Raw genomic sequence first — 14,599 nt, 5'->3', positions numbered from 1 at the left:
TAGGCACGGTGAGGTGATCGAGTACGACCACCAAGGCGCAGAGGCTATTGATCGTAAAGACAAACCTGGCGCGTTAACCGTCGCGCGCCTGGCCGCTACTCGTCGGTCATCCGATAACACGCACGCTCGCTGTGCGAGTCGTGGCGCCGCGCAAACGAGCAGACGCTGGTACGCCCTGTTACCCTTTTAATTGTATATGACAATTATTGGCACGAGGGGTGTCACACGATGAAGCGAACGAATCGTCTGGCTGTCGTCATGGGTGTGGCGACGGTCATTTTTGGCCTGCTGCTACTCACCGAGGGCATCTGGCTTACCCGTGTCGGTGGCACCCCGGCCTATCTGATCGGCGGCCTTGGGTATCTGCTCGTCGGCGGCCTGCTGATTGCGCGGCGCGGCATTGCCTTCTGGCTGCACCTGCTTTTGTTCGGGGCGGTCATCGTCTGGTCGTTCGCTGAAACCGGCTTCAATCAGTGGACGGTATTCACCGCGATTCCGCGTCTCGACATGACGCTGCTGATCGCCTTGCTGTTGATGCTGCCCTGGGCATGGCGGGGCATCGCGTCGGCGAAGACCCCGGCGCTGACGAGCGGTCTGGCATCGCTTGCGCTGATCGTCGTCGGTATCGGCGTAATGCTCAGCATGCCGTGGATAAGCCATCCCGATGGCCCTGTGGCAGATAATGACAACGGCGAGCACGTCACATTGCCGGCGACATCGGTCGATCCGGGCGACTGGCCGAGCTGGGGCCGTACCAAGGGCCAGAGCCGATTCTCGCCGCTCGATCAGATCAACACCGACAACGTCGCGCAGCTGCAAAAAGCCTGGACGTATCGCAGCGGCGACATGAATCACGCCTACGACGAATCGCCGCACTGGGGCTCGGAGGCCACGCCGATCAAGATCGGCAATACGGCCTATACCTGTACGCCCAATGCCTGGGTGGTGGCACTCGATGCCACCACCGGCAAGCAAAAGTGGAAGTTCAAACCCACGGGCATCGACGATTCGGTCAACAACTTCGTCAACTGCCGCGGCGTGGCCTACTACAAGGCACCGGCCGATTATCAAGCGCCCGACGGCAGCCAGATGTGCGCCACGCGCATCATCGCGCCGACCATGGGCCGATACGTCGTCGCGCTCGACGCGAAGACCGGCAAGAAATGCCCCGGCTTCGGCACGAACGGCATGATCGATCTATCCCAGAACATCGGTCCGATGAAGCCCGGTACGTTGGTACAAACCTCGGCACCGTTGGTCATGAACGGCCGGGTCTATACCGGCGGCAATGTATTCGACAACTGGTATTGGGGCGAGCCCTCCGGCGTCGTGCGCGCCTGGGATGCCGTCACCGGTCAACTCGTCTGGCACTGGGATCTGGGCAAGGCCAACCCCACCGCGCCGTTGGCCGAGGGCGAAATCTATACGCCATCCACCCCCAATGTGTGGGGGCGCATCAGTGGCGATGAAGACAACGACATCGTCTATCTGCCCACGGGCAACGCCACGCCCGACTACTTCGGCGACAAGCGCCGGCCGTTCGACGATGCATACTCCGGCTCGATCGTCGCGCTCAACGCCAAGACCGGCGAGGAACTCTGGCACTTCCAGGAAGCGCACACCGACCTGTGGGATTTCGATATCCCGATTGGCCCGAGTCTGGTGCAGTGGCCCGACCGGCATGGCGGCCACACGCCCGCGCTGGTGTCGACCAACAAGCGCGGCCAGGTGTTCGTACTCAACCGCCTGACCGGCGAGCCGATCAAGCGCGTGGTGGAACAGCCCGTACCCGGCGGCCCGGAAGACGGCGTCTACGACAAGGGCTGGCTGTCCAAGACCCAACCCTACTCCCCCGACGAACCGCAATTTCCCAAACGCGACCTGCGCGCCACCGATATGTGGGGCGCCACACCGTTCGATCAGATGTGGTGTCGCGTGCGTTTCCAGCAGTCGTATTACAAGGGGGATTTCACGCCGCCCACCCGCCAGGGTTCGATCATGTTCCCGACCTTCGACGGCACCAGTGACTGGTACGGCGCGTCGTTCTCGCCTGACGGCGAGATGAATATCGTCGCCAACTATCTGCCGTTTATCGGCACCCTGATCCCGCGCGACGAAGCCGACCACCCACCCGCAATCCAGCGCTGGGACGGCAAGGGCATGCCGCCGGACGGGTATGGCGGCGGCACGTGGAAACCGCAGTACGGCCTGGCCTATGCCATCCACCTGCATCCGTTTCTCAGCCCGATCAAGATGCCCTGTAACGCCCCGCCCTGGGCGACGATCAACCAGATCGATCTGGCCAGCGGCAAAACGAAGTGGCGTGCGCCCCTGGGCAACAGTCGCCATACCGGCCCGTTCAACTTCAAGCAGAATCTGCCCCTGCCCAGCAGCGTGCCGGATCTCGGCGGCGGCGTGATGACCGCCGGCGGGCTGACCTTCATCGCCGGCACCGCCGACAACATGCTGCGTGCCTACGACACCCAAACGGGCAAGGTGTTGTGGTCGACCTACCTGCCGGCCGGCGGCCAGGCGAATCCGTCGATCTATCGGGGCGCGGACGGGCGCGAATACGTGGTGATTACCGCCGGCGGCCATCAACCGTTGGGCACGTACCGCGGCGATTACACCATCGCCTTCGCGCTGCCCGACAAGCCGTCGACCTAGGCAAGCTCGCTAGACAAAAACAACGCCGGCCATACGCCGGCGTTGTTTTTTCAATCGTGTTGTAAAAACGCTGCGGGCTAACCTCGACGACGACATCGCGCGGGTATGCGCGGTCACGCGCTCAACCCGTACGACCCGCAAACTCACGCACGGCATCGAAGAAGTTGAGCACCTGGGGCAGGCGATTGTCGTTGCGCGCCTGAATCGTGAGCTGGGTGCCCGGATTCTCACCGAGCATGGGCCTAAAGCACACACCGGGGCGCTGCACCCGACTCACGCTTTCGGGCACGAGCGACAGGCCCACGCCGACGGATACCAGCGATATGGCGGTCTGGTAGTCCTGGGCGAAAATCTGGTCGCGTGGCGTGAATCCGTTCATTTCGCAGCAGCGCACAGCATGGTCGGCGAAACTTGGGCGCGGCCGGCGCGGGTAGAACACCCAGGTTTCGCGGGCCAAACCGGACAGGGCCACCGGCGCGGCCTGTTGGGCCAGCGCTGAGGTATCCGGCAAGGCCAGCACCAGCGGTTCGTCGACAAAGAGCATGGAGCGCAGATTGTCGCCACGCAGCCGCGGACGGGCCACGGCGATATCGATATCGCGTTGGATCAGCGCCCGCTCCAGTTCGGCGTTATTCATCGCCGAGGGCGACAGGTCCACATGCGGAAAACGCGAGCGATAGAACTTGATCAGCGCGGGCAGCGGGCCGTGCGTGGCCGAGCCGACGAAGGCGATCCGCAGACGCCCCGCGCCACCCTGGCCGATCAGTTGCACCTCCCGACAGGTGCTTTCCAGACGCTCGATCAGATCGCGGGCACGTTCGAGCAACGCCTCGCCGGCCTGGGTTAGACGAATCTGGCTACGCGAGCGGTCGAACAGGCGGGCTTGCAGCGTACGTTCCAGCGCGGCGATCTGGCGGCTGAGCGGTGGTTGCGCGATACCCAGGCGCGCCGCCGCGCGGCCGAAATGAAGCTCTTCGGCCACCGCGATGAAGTATCGAAATTTCTTCAGTTCCAAACCGCCCGGGCCTCCGCTGCCCGCGAAACCCGACCGGTTCAGGCCATCTTGTCCAGCGCTTCCAGAAAGAAGGGACGAAACGCCGCAGGGTTTTCGCTCATCGGAAAATGGCCGATACCCGGCATGATCGCAAGTGTGGCCCCATCAATGGCCTCGGCCGTGCGGCGCGCATCATCGGGCGTGCAGGTCATATCGTATTCGCCCACCATGATATGCACCGGGGTTTGGGCGGTATCGATCTCACCCAGCCGGCCCACGAGGCTGTCGTCCTGGGTATAGAAACTCAGGTCGCCACGAAACACGCCGGGGCCGGACTGCATGGACATCCACTGCGTATTCCAGCGTTCCACCGCCGGACCCTGCGGCGCTATGTTGGCGCTGACAAGCGCCGCGCCCATTTCGCCGCCGTGCGCATCGGGCCGATGGAACCAGTCGATGTCGTACCAGGCCGGTTGAAAATCGCTGGCCTCGATCGCGATAAAGCCCTTGAACGAGGCCGCATGATGCAACGCCAGTTGCAAGGCGATACGGCCACCCATCGAGCAGCCGGCAAAGATCGGTTGCGACAGATTCAGCGCCGCACACAGCGCCTGCACGACCTCGATATAGAACTCGGTGGTCAGCAGGTATTCCTGGGTCTCCCAGCCTTCGGGCGGCAGCGACTTGCCATGCCAGGGCATGTCCACAGCGATGAGCCGGTGATTCGCCGTGACCTGCGCATCGTTCATCAAATGGCGCCATTGGCGCGAATCCGCGCCGGCGGTATGAAAACACAGCACCGGCTGGCCCTCGCCGGCTTCTTCGAAGTAGACGCGATAGGTTTGACCTTGAACGTCCACACTGACGTAGCGGCCCACGATCGGTTCGATGTTCATACCTGCTCCTGCCTTCCCAGCGCCATGAATTCCTTGAAGAAACGCAGGTTCTTGACCAGAGCGAGAATGTCGCCGTCGATGCGCCCGCGCCCGGTTTTCACAAAACCGAAGATGTCGTGAAAAAACGGGGCCGGCTCCGGCGACCAGAATTCGTCCAGCGCTTCGCCGTCCACGCGCAAGGCAAAGCGCCACGGAATCTTCATCGACGGCCCTGGCTCGACGTGCTCCAGCGCTCCGCGATGAAAGCGCAGAAATACCTGCTCGCCGTCCACCTCGACGAGCACCGTTTCGCTGAACAGGGCGCCCAGCCGGGCCAGATGCGGCCGTTCCGCCAGGGCCTGGCCCATCGCCGCAAAGCGGGATACGAGATCGCGCGTGGTCATGTCAGTCCTTTTTCGCGAGTTTGTCGATAATGTCCGGATCGGGGGTGACACCAATACCCGGCGCGTCCGGCAGATGCACCTTAAAATCCCGATAGACGAGGCTGTCGGTCACCAGATCCTCGACGAGTATCTTCGGGCCGAACTGCTCAGTGCCCCACTCGAGCCGTGGCAGGGTCGCAAACACCTGCAGATGGCCCGCCGCGCCGATCGAGCTTTCCAGCAGACAGCCGCCATAGAGTTCGACTCCCGCCGCCGCCGCGATACCCGCCACGCGCTTGAGGTTATGCGCACTGCCGTGCTTGCACAGCTTGAGCGAAAGTTTCTGAGCTTGCTCGCTGCCATGGAGCAAAACCAGGACATCCGCGACGAATTTACCGAGAACTTCAGTTTTCCGGAACGCCAGTGGGATCGTCTTGCCTCGGACGAGCGAATCCACGCGTGGCTGGCGGAGGCTGGCGCCTTCTCGCAGGAAAGCGTCCCGCAGTCGCAAATGGCCTAGCTAAGGAGATACGTATGCACGCTCTAATCGTGACCTACCCAAAGCCGGCCGACGCCCAAGCGTTCAAGACCTACTACCGAGACACACATATCCCGTTAGCCATCAAACTGCCAGGCCTGCTGCGCTATGAGTATGCCTATCCCGATGCGCTGGGCGCGGAACAACCACCGTTCTTTTGTATCTGGAAAGGGTATTTCGAGAACGAGCAGGCGATGCAGGCCGCACTGGCCTCGGCCGAAGGCAAGGCCTTAGCCGAGGACGTGCCCAACTATTCACCCAGCGGCGCCAAGCTCTCGCATGCCGAAATCGGCGGAGGCCAACCGTGAGACAAGAAAACCTAGCCTATGCATCCAGCCTGGCACAGCCACGTGTGGACGGCGATCTCTTCCGGCGCTGCGTATCCCGCTTTGCCACCGGTGTCACCGTCGTCACCGTCGGCGATACACAGCACGGCTTCCACGGTACGACCGCAAACAGCTTCGTGTCCGTCAGCCTGGCGCCGCCAACCGTGCTCATTTCGCTTAAGCCCGGCCGCATGCACGACCTCATCCGCCGGGAGGGTCGCTACGGCATCAGCATCCTCAACGACAACCAGAAAGATCTGTCCAGCCACTTCGCTGGCCAGCGCGACCCGGGCCGATCCTGCGGTATCGACCACCACATAGACGTGCCGATCCTGAAAGACTCGATGGCGCATCTGATCTGCGAACTCACATCCACGGTGAATGTTCACGATCACACCTTGTTCATCGGCGAAGTCATCGGCTGCGATCATCAGGAGGCATCGCCGCTGATTTTCTACGGCAGCGAGTATGCAAATCTGAACGCGGCGGGTTAATCGCTCGCAGAAGGCCGAAGGCGGGGCATTCATGCGCTATTCGCCTGAGCCCGTCACGCCGGCTTACGCACGTGCATACGCCCCGCGTTCGGCCGCTCGAACGGCGCGCCATCGTCGCTCTACAATGGTGCATCCCTGCAGATTCGAGCAGGGTGTTAACCGATAACAACAAGGGAGCGCGCGATGCAGACCACGGTGGGAGAGTTTCTGTTCACACGGCTGCGCCAGGCGGGGGTAAGCGACGTCATCGGCGTGCCGGGCGACTTCAACCTGAACCTGCTGGAACAGATCGAAGCCATGGACGGCATCCGGTTTGTCGGCGCCTGCAATGAACTCAACGCCGCCTATGCGGCAGATGGCTATGCCCGGCGTCGCGGCATCGGCGCATTGCTGACCACCTACGGCGTGGGCGAGCTCAGCGCCCTCTGCGGTATCGCCGGTGCAAACTCCGAACACCTGCCGGTGTTTTCAATCGGCGGCGCCCCGCCGCTGTTTGCCACCCAAAACCGATTTCAGCTCCACCACTCGCTCGCCGACGGCGACTTCGACAACATGCTCTTGAGCATGGCGCCGTTCACGGCAACTGCGGTACATATCGACTCCACCAACGCCGTCGAGGAGATCGATCGCGCCCTACACCTGTGCCTGCGCAAGCAACGACCGGTGCATGTGCAGGTGCCCTCTGATGTGTCGCATCTGCGTATCGAGGCGCCGGACACACCGTTCGACATCTACATGCCGCCCAGCGACGCCGAACGCCTCGACGCCGCACTCGCCCACGTGCAGCAAAAACTCGCATCCGCCAGCCGGCCCGCGATCCTTATCGACATGGACGCCGACCGCCACGGTTTGATCGACGGCCTGCGCGCACTCGCCCACCGCGGCGGTATTCCCTATGCACAGCTGCCCACCGCAAAGGCCCTGCTCGACGAAAACGACCCGTTGTTTCTGGGCACCTATGCCGGCGCCGCGTCGAGCGCCGACGTACGCGAGCGCATCGAATCGGCCGACTTTCTCGTCATCACGTCGCCGCGCTTCATCGAAAGCAATTCCGGCAACTTCACCGCCCAGCTGCCATTCGAGTCGATCGTGGACGTACGCAACCACCGCGTGACGGTCGGGCCGGACTACTACGAAGGCGTGGTCGGCGCCGAACTGCTGGACCGCCTCGCGGACGCCCTGCCAGAACGCCGGGTCGTAGACACCACTTCCGATGCGGCCCAGCCTGCGCCGGCAGCGCCCGACACGGCCAAACCAGGCGACGCGTTGACGCACGAAAAACTATGGCCACGCATGGCCCGGTTCGTGCGTTCCGGCGACGTGGTAATCGCCGAAGCCGGCACATCGAATATCGGCCTGTCCGCCCAGCCTCTGCCGGCGAACACCGCCTACGTAGCCTCCAACATCTGGGGCGCGATCGGCTACACGCTACCCGCCCTGTTCGGCAGCCTGCTCGCCGCACCCGAGCGCCGGCACCTACTGTTCATCGGCGACGGTTCGTTCCAGCTCACTGCACAGGAGCTGTCGTCGATTCTGCGCTACGACCAGCGCCCGATCATCGTGCTGATCGACAACGACGGCTACACCATCGAACGCTACATCCTCGGCATGGACCGCGCCTACAACGACATCGCCGCCTGGGACTACGCTCGCCTGCCGCAGGTGTTCAACGCCAGCACGACAATGGCGTCGTACCATGCCGCCACCCACGGCGAACTCGAAGACGCACTCGCCCGTATCGAGTCGTCCGATCACGGGGCTTTCCTGATCCTCAAGCTCGACCCGAAAGACGCACCCGCAGGCTTGAAAAGCTTTGGCCCGGCCGTCGCGGACTTCGACTACGGGCCCACGGGCCCGCGCAATCCGTGACGGCTCAACCGCCCGGTCGGGTTTTCGGAAAGCCCTATCGGGCCCAGCGCGGTTGACTATCGGTGCTCGCAACAAGCGTGTTGCGCGTGAAAACCGAATCCGGCGCGCCGTTCGGCAGCTTTAAACGGCGCGATGGGCGGGTGGTGGGCGCCGCAGGACCGGCTCCAACCACGGCTCGGCAATCCCTGGTTTGTCTTGATCGCGAGGCGATCTGCCAGAGACCCGCTGGTACGCCGCACGAACGACTGGCACGCTTTAGCCATACCCATTTCGAGCATTGCCGGAACGAACGATGAACGACCTATTGATTGATGCCGAAACGCTGGCCAGCTGGCTGGCCAAGGGCCGCGATGTCGTGGTGCTCGATGCACGGGCGCGCTTGCAGGATGCCGAAGCCGGGCGCGCGCTCTGGCAGGAGAGCCACGTGCCGGGCGCGGTGCACGCTGATATGGACCGCGCGCTTTCGGCACCACCGTCGGCCGAAGGCGGCCGCCATCCGTTGCCGAGTCACGAACAGTTCGCCGCTCAACTGCGCGCCTGGGGCATCACACCGCAATGCGATGTCGTGGTCTACGACGACATGGGCGGTGCGCTCGCGGCCGCGCGTGCATGGTGGATGCTGGTCTGGGCCGGGCATCCATCGGTGCATGTGCTCAATGGCGGTTGGCAGGCCTGGCGCCACGGCGACCATCCCATCGAAAGCGTAGCGCCCGAACCGAGCCCCAGCGACTGGCAACCGACGTTCGACGACGACCTGATCGCCACCACCGAAGACGTCGCCCGCGGCGATGCGGTACTGCTGGACGCACGACCGGGCGAGCGCTTCCGCGGCGAAAAAGAGCCGATCGACCCGGCCGCCGGCCATATCCCCGGCGCCCGAAGCCTACCGGCCGGATCGCTGGTGGATCAGCAGGCTCGTTTCCTTTCTCCAGATGAACTGGCCCAAGCGCTACCGCAAGGCGACAACACCATCAGCTACTGCGGCTCCGGCATCAGCGCCTGCCAGATCATTCTGGCCTGTGCGGTGCTGGGCCGGCCGTTGCCGCGTCTGTACCCAGGCTCGTGGAGCGCCTGGAGCAGCGACCCATCGCGGCCGGTCGCCACCGGGGCATAAGCGACAACCTTCGGTCGTGGGCGTTTTCTTGCCCACGGAAGTCCGCTCGTCCTCTACCGATCGTAAAGTCCCAGGCGTGGTGACTGTTTCGGACAGCCAGACCCGGCGTTACGCACGGCCGCGCAGGATGCGGATGTTACCCGACGCGGCTGCTGGATAAAAAAAGAGCGGCCCGCCACGATCGCGGGCCGCTGCATTTACGGCGTGTGAGCCCGAAGCCAGGTCAGGAAGCCAGGTCAGGCCGTCGCGGCGGCCGGAGCCTCGTTTTCTTCGCTCGTCGGCGCCGACGCGCGAATGAGATAATCGAAGGCACCGAGCGAGGCGGTCGCCCCTTCGCCCATCGCGATCACGATCTGCTTGTACGGCACGGTGGTCACGTCGCCGGCGGCAAACAAGCCGGGCAGCGATGTCTGGCCGCGTTCGTCGGTGATGATCTCGCCGCGCGGCGTAAGGTCAACCACGCCCTTGAGCCAGTCGGTATTCGGGATCAGCCCGATCTGAACGAATATGCCTTCCAGGGCGATGTCGTGCATCTCGTCGCTCGCGCGGTCGACATATTTCAGCCCAGTGACCTTCTTGCCATCGCCGACCACTTCGGTGGTCTGGGCGTTGGTGATGATCGTGACGTTGCCCAGACTCCGCAGTTTGCTCTGCAGCACTGCGTCCGCGCGCAGCTGGCCGTCGAATTCGATCAGCGTGACATGCGACACAATGCCCGCCAGATCGATCGCCGCTTCGACGCCGGAGTTACCGCCGCCAATCACGGCCACATGCTTGCCCTTGTACAACGGGCCGTCGCAATGCGGACAATAAGCCACGCCGCGATTACGATATTCGGCCTCGCCCGGCACGTTCATCTGGCGCCAGCGCGCGCCGGTCGACAGAACCACGGAACGCGACTGCAGCGTAGCGCCCGATTCCAGCTTGATCTCGAACAGGTCGCCCGGGATCAGCTCGGCCGCAGTCTGCGGCTTCATGATGTCCACGTCGTAGGACAGCACATGCTGCTCAAGCTGCATGGACAGCTTCGGGCCTTCGGTTTCGGGTACGGAGATGAAGTTCTCGATGCCGGCGGTGTCCAGCACCTGGCCGCCGAAACGGTCCGCCACCACGCCGGTGCGAATGCCCTTGCGCGCGGCATAGATCGCCGCCGACGCGCCGGCCGGCCCGCCGCCAATCACCAGCATGTCGAACGGGTCCTTGGCGTTGATGTCGGCAGCGTCACGTTCGGCAGCGCTGTCGTCAATCCGGTTGACGATTTCTTCCAGGCTGATGCGACCGGAGTGAAACGCCTCGCCGTTGAGAAAGATCGTCGGCACCGCCATCACCTCGCGGGACTCGACCTCGTCCTGGAAATGCGCGCCGTCGATCATCGTCGCGTGCACGTTCGGGTTGAGCACGGCCATCACGTTGATCGCCTGCACCACGTCCGGGCAGATCTGGCAGGACAACGAGATGTAGGTCTCGAAATGGAACTCGCCGTCGAGATTCTCGATCTGCGAGATCACCGACTCGCTGGCCTTCACCGGATGGCCACCGGCGTGCAGCAACGCCAGTACCAGCGAAGTGAATTCGTGCCCGCTCGGGATGCCGGCAAAGCGCAAATGCATGTCGCCGCCAGCACGGCTGATGTTGAACGAGGGCTTGCGCTCATTGTCGTCGCGCGACTCATGCAGCGAGATCTTCGGCGACAGCGCGGCCAGTTCTTCGAGCATCGACAGCATATCGGTCGAGCTCTTGCGGTCGTCGACCGAGGCCACGATCTCGATGTCGTGCGTGATCTTTTCGAAATGCGCGGTCAGCTGTTGCTTGATGTTGTCATCCAACATGAAAGAAACGCTCCGTTGATGCGAAAACGGCCGGCCCTCGGACCGGCCGTTTCGGGAAAGGTTGCTTGGCTTGGGCCGGTTGACGCAGCAACCGGCCCGGCTAGATCTTGCCGACGAGATCCAGCGACGGGTTCAGCGTTTCTTCGCCTTCCTTCCACTTGGCCGGGCACACTTCGTCCGGATGCGCGGCGACATACTGCGCGGCGCGAACCTTGCGCAGCATCTCGTTGGCGTCGCGGCCGATGCCTTCGTCGTTGACCTCGAACAGCTTGATCTGGCCTTCCGGGTTGATCAGGAAGGTGCCGCGCAGGGCCACGCCCTGATCCTCGACCATCACTTCGAAGTTACGCGCCAGCGTACCCGTCGGGTCGCCGATCAGCGGGTATTTCACCTTGCTGATGGCGTCCGAGGTGTCGTGCCACGCCTTGTGCGCGAAGTGCGTGTCGCAGGAGATGCCGTAGACCTCGACGCCGCGCGAAGAGAACTCGTCGTACAGATCGGCCAGGTCCTCGAGTTCGGTCGGGCAAACGAACGTGAAGTCGGCCGGGTAGAAGCACAGCACCGACCACTGACCCTTGAACGTTTCGTCTGAAACCTCGACGAATTCACCGTTGTGATAGGCGGTGGCCTTGAACGGTTTCACGTACGTATTGATCAGCGACATATCTGCTCCTATTTGAGACTAACGGACTACAACGAAGGTCGTAGTGTGCCGTCAATTGATCGTAAGTTTAAATCTATTATCAATATTATATGGATAGCCGATAGCTATAATGCAGCGCACAATTTAAACCCGTTTCATATAACGGCTCGCTTCCTACCAATGGTGCCGGGTCGCGATTTGAAGCTGAACCGGCCTGCCAACTCGCGAATTAAATAGACGGTCCCCGGAGCTAGGGCACGTGTTGTCGAGTGAATAAACCACGGGATGCGGCTAAAACATGAACGCCCCTGAGTCGGCTTGATCCAAGCCATGCCCCATTACCGCAGATACTGCGTTTTACCTTTCGTACAGCCTCCGCTGGATGCTCACGAAGCGACCGTCACCTCAGCATGCTAGCGCCCAAGCGGCCGTTAGTGTTCTCAACAGCCAACCTGATGCAGAACGGTTTACCGGCGGCGCCGAAAAAGAACGTCTTGCGATTGGGACCTGAATTCACCGTCCCGAAACACGACACGTTGCCGCCCACCGCGAGCCGGGTCACAATGACTCACTGTGATTCATGTGGAGCGTATCCATGACTCAACTCACACTACGCGGCTTCGATCCGGAACTTGAAAAACGCCTTCGCGAGCTCGCCGCTCGGGATAATTCGTCGCTGAACAAGGCCGCGCTCAAGCTCATGCGCCGCGGCGCCGGCCTTGAAGCGGTGCCATCGGTTGGGCCAGGTATCGGCGATCAGCTTCGAGCGTTTGCCGGTCAATTATCGAACGCCGAGGCCAAAGCGATCGATCGCGCGATCCATGAATCACGCGAGGACGACATCCGACTTCAGCCATGATCGCGCTGCTCGACACCAACGCCTATACCGCCATCATGCGCGGCGACGAGGCACTGCTACGCGGCCTGGAGAACAGCCAGGCAATCCTCATGGCATCGATCGTGATTGGCGAACTGGAATACGGATTCCGTTACGGCAGCCGATACGCCGCCAATCGACAGCAACTCGACCTATTCCTTGCGCAGCCTTTCGTGAGCTTCCTCACCATCACCCGCGACACAGCGCACCACTACCGGCAAATCATGAGCGCACTACGCGCCGCCGGCACCAAGATACCGACCAACAATGCATGGATCGCGGCCCTGGCACGAGAAAACCAGGCCGGCCTGTGGACGCACGACCAGCATTTCGAACATATCGAAAGCATTGACGTGCACCGCTGGTAAACACCGTATTTTTGGCGCCAAGCGCGCCGACGGGGTCGGTTCTTGTCACGTCGTACGCACGGCCGCAGGCACTAGCGCGATGACGTCGAATTCGGCAGGCGAACCCACGCTTGATGTCCCACCCGCCATTTGGCAACACTCGTGTTCGAATCCGCGGTCACAGCGTTCGCCTTAATATCAATATGGACTACGACTTTCTTACCACCTTGCGCCGTCAGCACCCGGGCTGGCGGCTGCTGGCCGCCGACCATGGGCCACTGGTGGCGGCGTTTCTGCATCGCTATTTCATTGAGCCGAACCAGCGGACTTTCGCCGAGGCCGAGCTGGCATCGCGACTGGAGGATTTTCTTTTCCATCTGCGCGAGCGGTTGGGAGATGACGCCTTTCCCAAGCCGGCGCGTCAGTATCTCAACGACTGGGCGGCGGACGAACGCGGGTGGCTGCGCAAGTATTACCCGCGCGACAGCGACGAGCCCCATTACGATCTGGCGCCGGCCACAGAGAAAGCGGTGCAGTGGTTGGTGTCGCTGCAGGGGCAGCGTTTTATCGGCGCGGAGTCGCGGTTGCTGACGGTCTTCGAGCTGCTGCGCGAGATCACCGAGGGCACCGAGACCGATCCAAAGGCGCGCATTGAAGAACTGACCCGGCGTAAAGAAGCTATCGAGCGGGAGATCGAGGAGATCCAAGAGGGCCGCCTGCGGATGATGGACGACACCCGGCTGCGAGAACGCTTTTTGCAGATGTCGGACACCGCCCGGGGCCTGCTGGCGGATTTCCGGCAGGTGGAGCAGAACTTTCGCGATCTGGATCGCCAGGTGCGTGAAACAGTGGCGGCCTGGGACGGGAGCAAGGGCGATATGCTGGCGCAGGTGTTCGGCGAACACGATGCCATTACCGACACCGATCAGGGGCGCACCTTTCGTGCGTTCTGGGATTTTTTGATGTCGCCGAGTCGCCAGGAAGAGTTGTCCACGCTGCTGGAGCGGGTGATGGCACTGGACCCAGTGCGCGAGCTGGAACCCGATCCGCGCCTACAGCGGGTGCATTACGATTGGCTGGAGGCCGGCGAGGCGACGTTGCGTACCGTGGCGCGACTTTCCGAGCAGTTGCGACGCTATCTGGACGATCAGGCCTGGCTGGAGAATCGCCGCATTATGCAGTTGCTGCACAAGGTGGAGCGGCACGCCCTCGCAGTGCGCGAGGCACCGGCCCAGCCACCGGGCATGACGGTGGACGAGTTGGCGCCGTCGGTAACGCTGCCCCTGGAGCGCCCCCTGTACCGGCCGCCGTTGAAGCCGCGCATTGAGCAGAACGAGCTGGCCGCCGGCGACGCCGATCTGGATGCCGGCGCTTTGTTCGATCAGTTTTACGTGGACCGAGCGGCGCTGCGCTCGCGACTGCAGCGGGCGCTGCAGACCCGTGACCAGATCAGCCTGGCGGCGTTGCTGGAGCACAGTCCCCTGGAACGCGGCCTGGCGGAACTGGTGACTTGGCTGGCGCTGGCCGCCGACGATCCAAGCGCGTTGATCGACGAGGCCGGCGAGTGTGAGGTGAGCTGGCGCGACGATCATGGCATGGTGCGCCGCGCCACCGTTCCCGATGTGCTGTTCAGCCGGTGATTG

At 62.8% G+C, this 14,599-nt stretch carries 14 protein-coding genes; 8 read left to right on the top strand and 6 right to left on the bottom strand.

Annotated features, from left to right (window positions below; genetic code table 11):
• The first annotated feature begins 228 nt into the window (after positions 1-228).
• Positions 229-2,667 (top strand): membrane-bound PQQ-dependent dehydrogenase, glucose/quinate/shikimate family, encoded by a 2,439-nt coding sequence (locus S4A8_RS12180; protein WP_353220347.1) that lies wholly within the window; start codon positions 229-231, stop codon positions 2,665-2,667.
• Between the two features lie 121 nt (positions 2,668-2,788).
• Here the strand turns inward: S4A8_RS12180 and S4A8_RS12175 are convergent, their stop codons facing one another.
• From S4A8_RS12175 to S4A8_RS12160, 4 genes are read right to left on the bottom strand one after another with little or no spacing between them, the layout of a single operon-like run.
• A complete protein-coding gene (locus tag S4A8_RS12175; protein ID WP_353176394.1) occupies positions 2,789-3,682 on the bottom strand; it encodes a LysR family transcriptional regulator in 894 nt (297 codons plus the stop codon).
• 38 nt (positions 3,683-3,720) lie between these two features.
• Entirely contained in the window at positions 3,721-4,557 is an 837-nt protein-coding gene (locus S4A8_RS12170) for an alpha/beta fold hydrolase (RefSeq protein WP_353220346.1), read from the bottom strand.
• Positions 4,554-4,940 carry a hypothetical protein gene (locus tag S4A8_RS12165; RefSeq protein ID WP_353176392.1) on the bottom strand — a complete coding sequence of 129 codons (387 nt, stop codon included), beginning with the start codon at positions 4,938-4,940 and terminating at the stop codon, positions 4,554-4,556. The genes S4A8_RS12170 and S4A8_RS12165 overlap by 4 nt, the downstream gene beginning before the upstream one ends.
• Before the next feature lies 1 nt (position 4,941).
• Entirely contained in the window at positions 4,942-5,376 is a 435-nt protein-coding gene (locus S4A8_RS12160) for an enolase C-terminal domain-like protein (protein WP_353220345.1), read from the bottom strand.
• A gap of 77 nt (positions 5,377-5,453) precedes the next feature.
• Between S4A8_RS12160 and S4A8_RS12155 the strand changes: the two genes are divergently transcribed.
• The 4 genes from S4A8_RS12155 (at position 5,454) to S4A8_RS12140 (ending at position 9,260) form a co-directional block, all read left to right on the top strand.
• Positions 5,454-5,765, top strand: a complete 312-nt coding sequence (locus tag S4A8_RS12155) for an EthD family reductase (RefSeq protein ID WP_353220344.1) — start codon at positions 5,454-5,456, stop codon at positions 5,763-5,765.
• The gene (locus tag S4A8_RS12150; RefSeq protein WP_353220343.1) at positions 5,762-6,277 is read left to right on the top strand and encodes a flavin reductase family protein; all 516 of its coding nucleotides are present in this window, start codon (positions 5,762-5,764) and stop codon (positions 6,275-6,277) included. Before S4A8_RS12155 ends, S4A8_RS12150 begins: the two co-directional genes overlap by 4 nt.
• 183 nt (positions 6,278-6,460) lie before the next feature.
• On the top strand, positions 6,461-8,146 hold the full coding sequence (locus S4A8_RS12145) for an alpha-keto acid decarboxylase family protein (protein ID WP_353220342.1): 1,686 nt from the start codon (positions 6,461-6,463) through the stop codon (positions 8,144-8,146).
• A gap of 292 nt (positions 8,147-8,438) precedes the next feature.
• Positions 8,439-9,260, top strand: coding sequence for a sulfurtransferase (locus tag S4A8_RS12140; RefSeq protein ID WP_353220341.1), 822 nt, complete (start codon positions 8,439-8,441; stop codon positions 9,258-9,260).
• 236 nt (positions 9,261-9,496) lie between these two features.
• Here the strand turns inward: S4A8_RS12140 and ahpF are convergent, their stop codons facing one another.
• Both ahpF and ahpC read right to left on the bottom strand, forming a co-directional pair.
• The gene (gene ahpF, locus S4A8_RS12135; protein WP_353220340.1) at positions 9,497-11,089 is read right to left on the bottom strand and encodes an alkyl hydroperoxide reductase subunit F; all 1,593 of its coding nucleotides are present in this window, start codon (positions 11,087-11,089) and stop codon (positions 9,497-9,499) included.
• 100 nt (positions 11,090-11,189) lie between these two features.
• Positions 11,190-11,753 (bottom strand): alkyl hydroperoxide reductase subunit C, encoded by a 564-nt coding sequence (gene ahpC, locus S4A8_RS12130; RefSeq protein WP_353220339.1) that lies wholly within the window; start codon positions 11,751-11,753, stop codon positions 11,190-11,192.
• Positions 11,754-12,312: 559 nt separating this feature from the next.
• Between ahpC and S4A8_RS12125 the strand changes: the two genes are divergently transcribed.
• The 3 genes from S4A8_RS12125 (at position 12,313) to S4A8_RS12115 (ending at position 14,596) form a co-directional block, all read left to right on the top strand.
• Entirely contained in the window at positions 12,313-12,591 is a 279-nt protein-coding gene (locus S4A8_RS12125; protein ID WP_006914865.1) for a hypothetical protein, read from the top strand.
• Positions 12,588-12,977, top strand: a complete 390-nt coding sequence (locus tag S4A8_RS12120) for a type II toxin-antitoxin system VapC family toxin (protein ID WP_353220338.1) — start codon at positions 12,588-12,590, stop codon at positions 12,975-12,977. Before S4A8_RS12125 ends, S4A8_RS12120 begins: the two co-directional genes overlap by 4 nt.
• Positions 12,978-13,159: 182 nt before the next feature.
• Positions 13,160-14,596 carry a DUF3375 domain-containing protein gene (locus S4A8_RS12115; protein ID WP_353220337.1) on the top strand — a complete coding sequence of 479 codons (1,437 nt, stop codon included), beginning with the start codon at positions 13,160-13,162 and terminating at the stop codon, positions 14,594-14,596.
• The last annotated feature ends 3 nt before the right edge of the window (positions 14,597-14,599 follow it).

The organism is Salinisphaera sp. S4-8 (assembly GCF_040361235.1).
Lineage (GTDB): Bacteria > Pseudomonadota > Gammaproteobacteria > Nevskiales > Salinisphaeraceae > Salinisphaera.
Note: the sequence above shows the minus strand (reverse complement) of the source record. Positions and strands in the feature narration are given on the sequence as shown.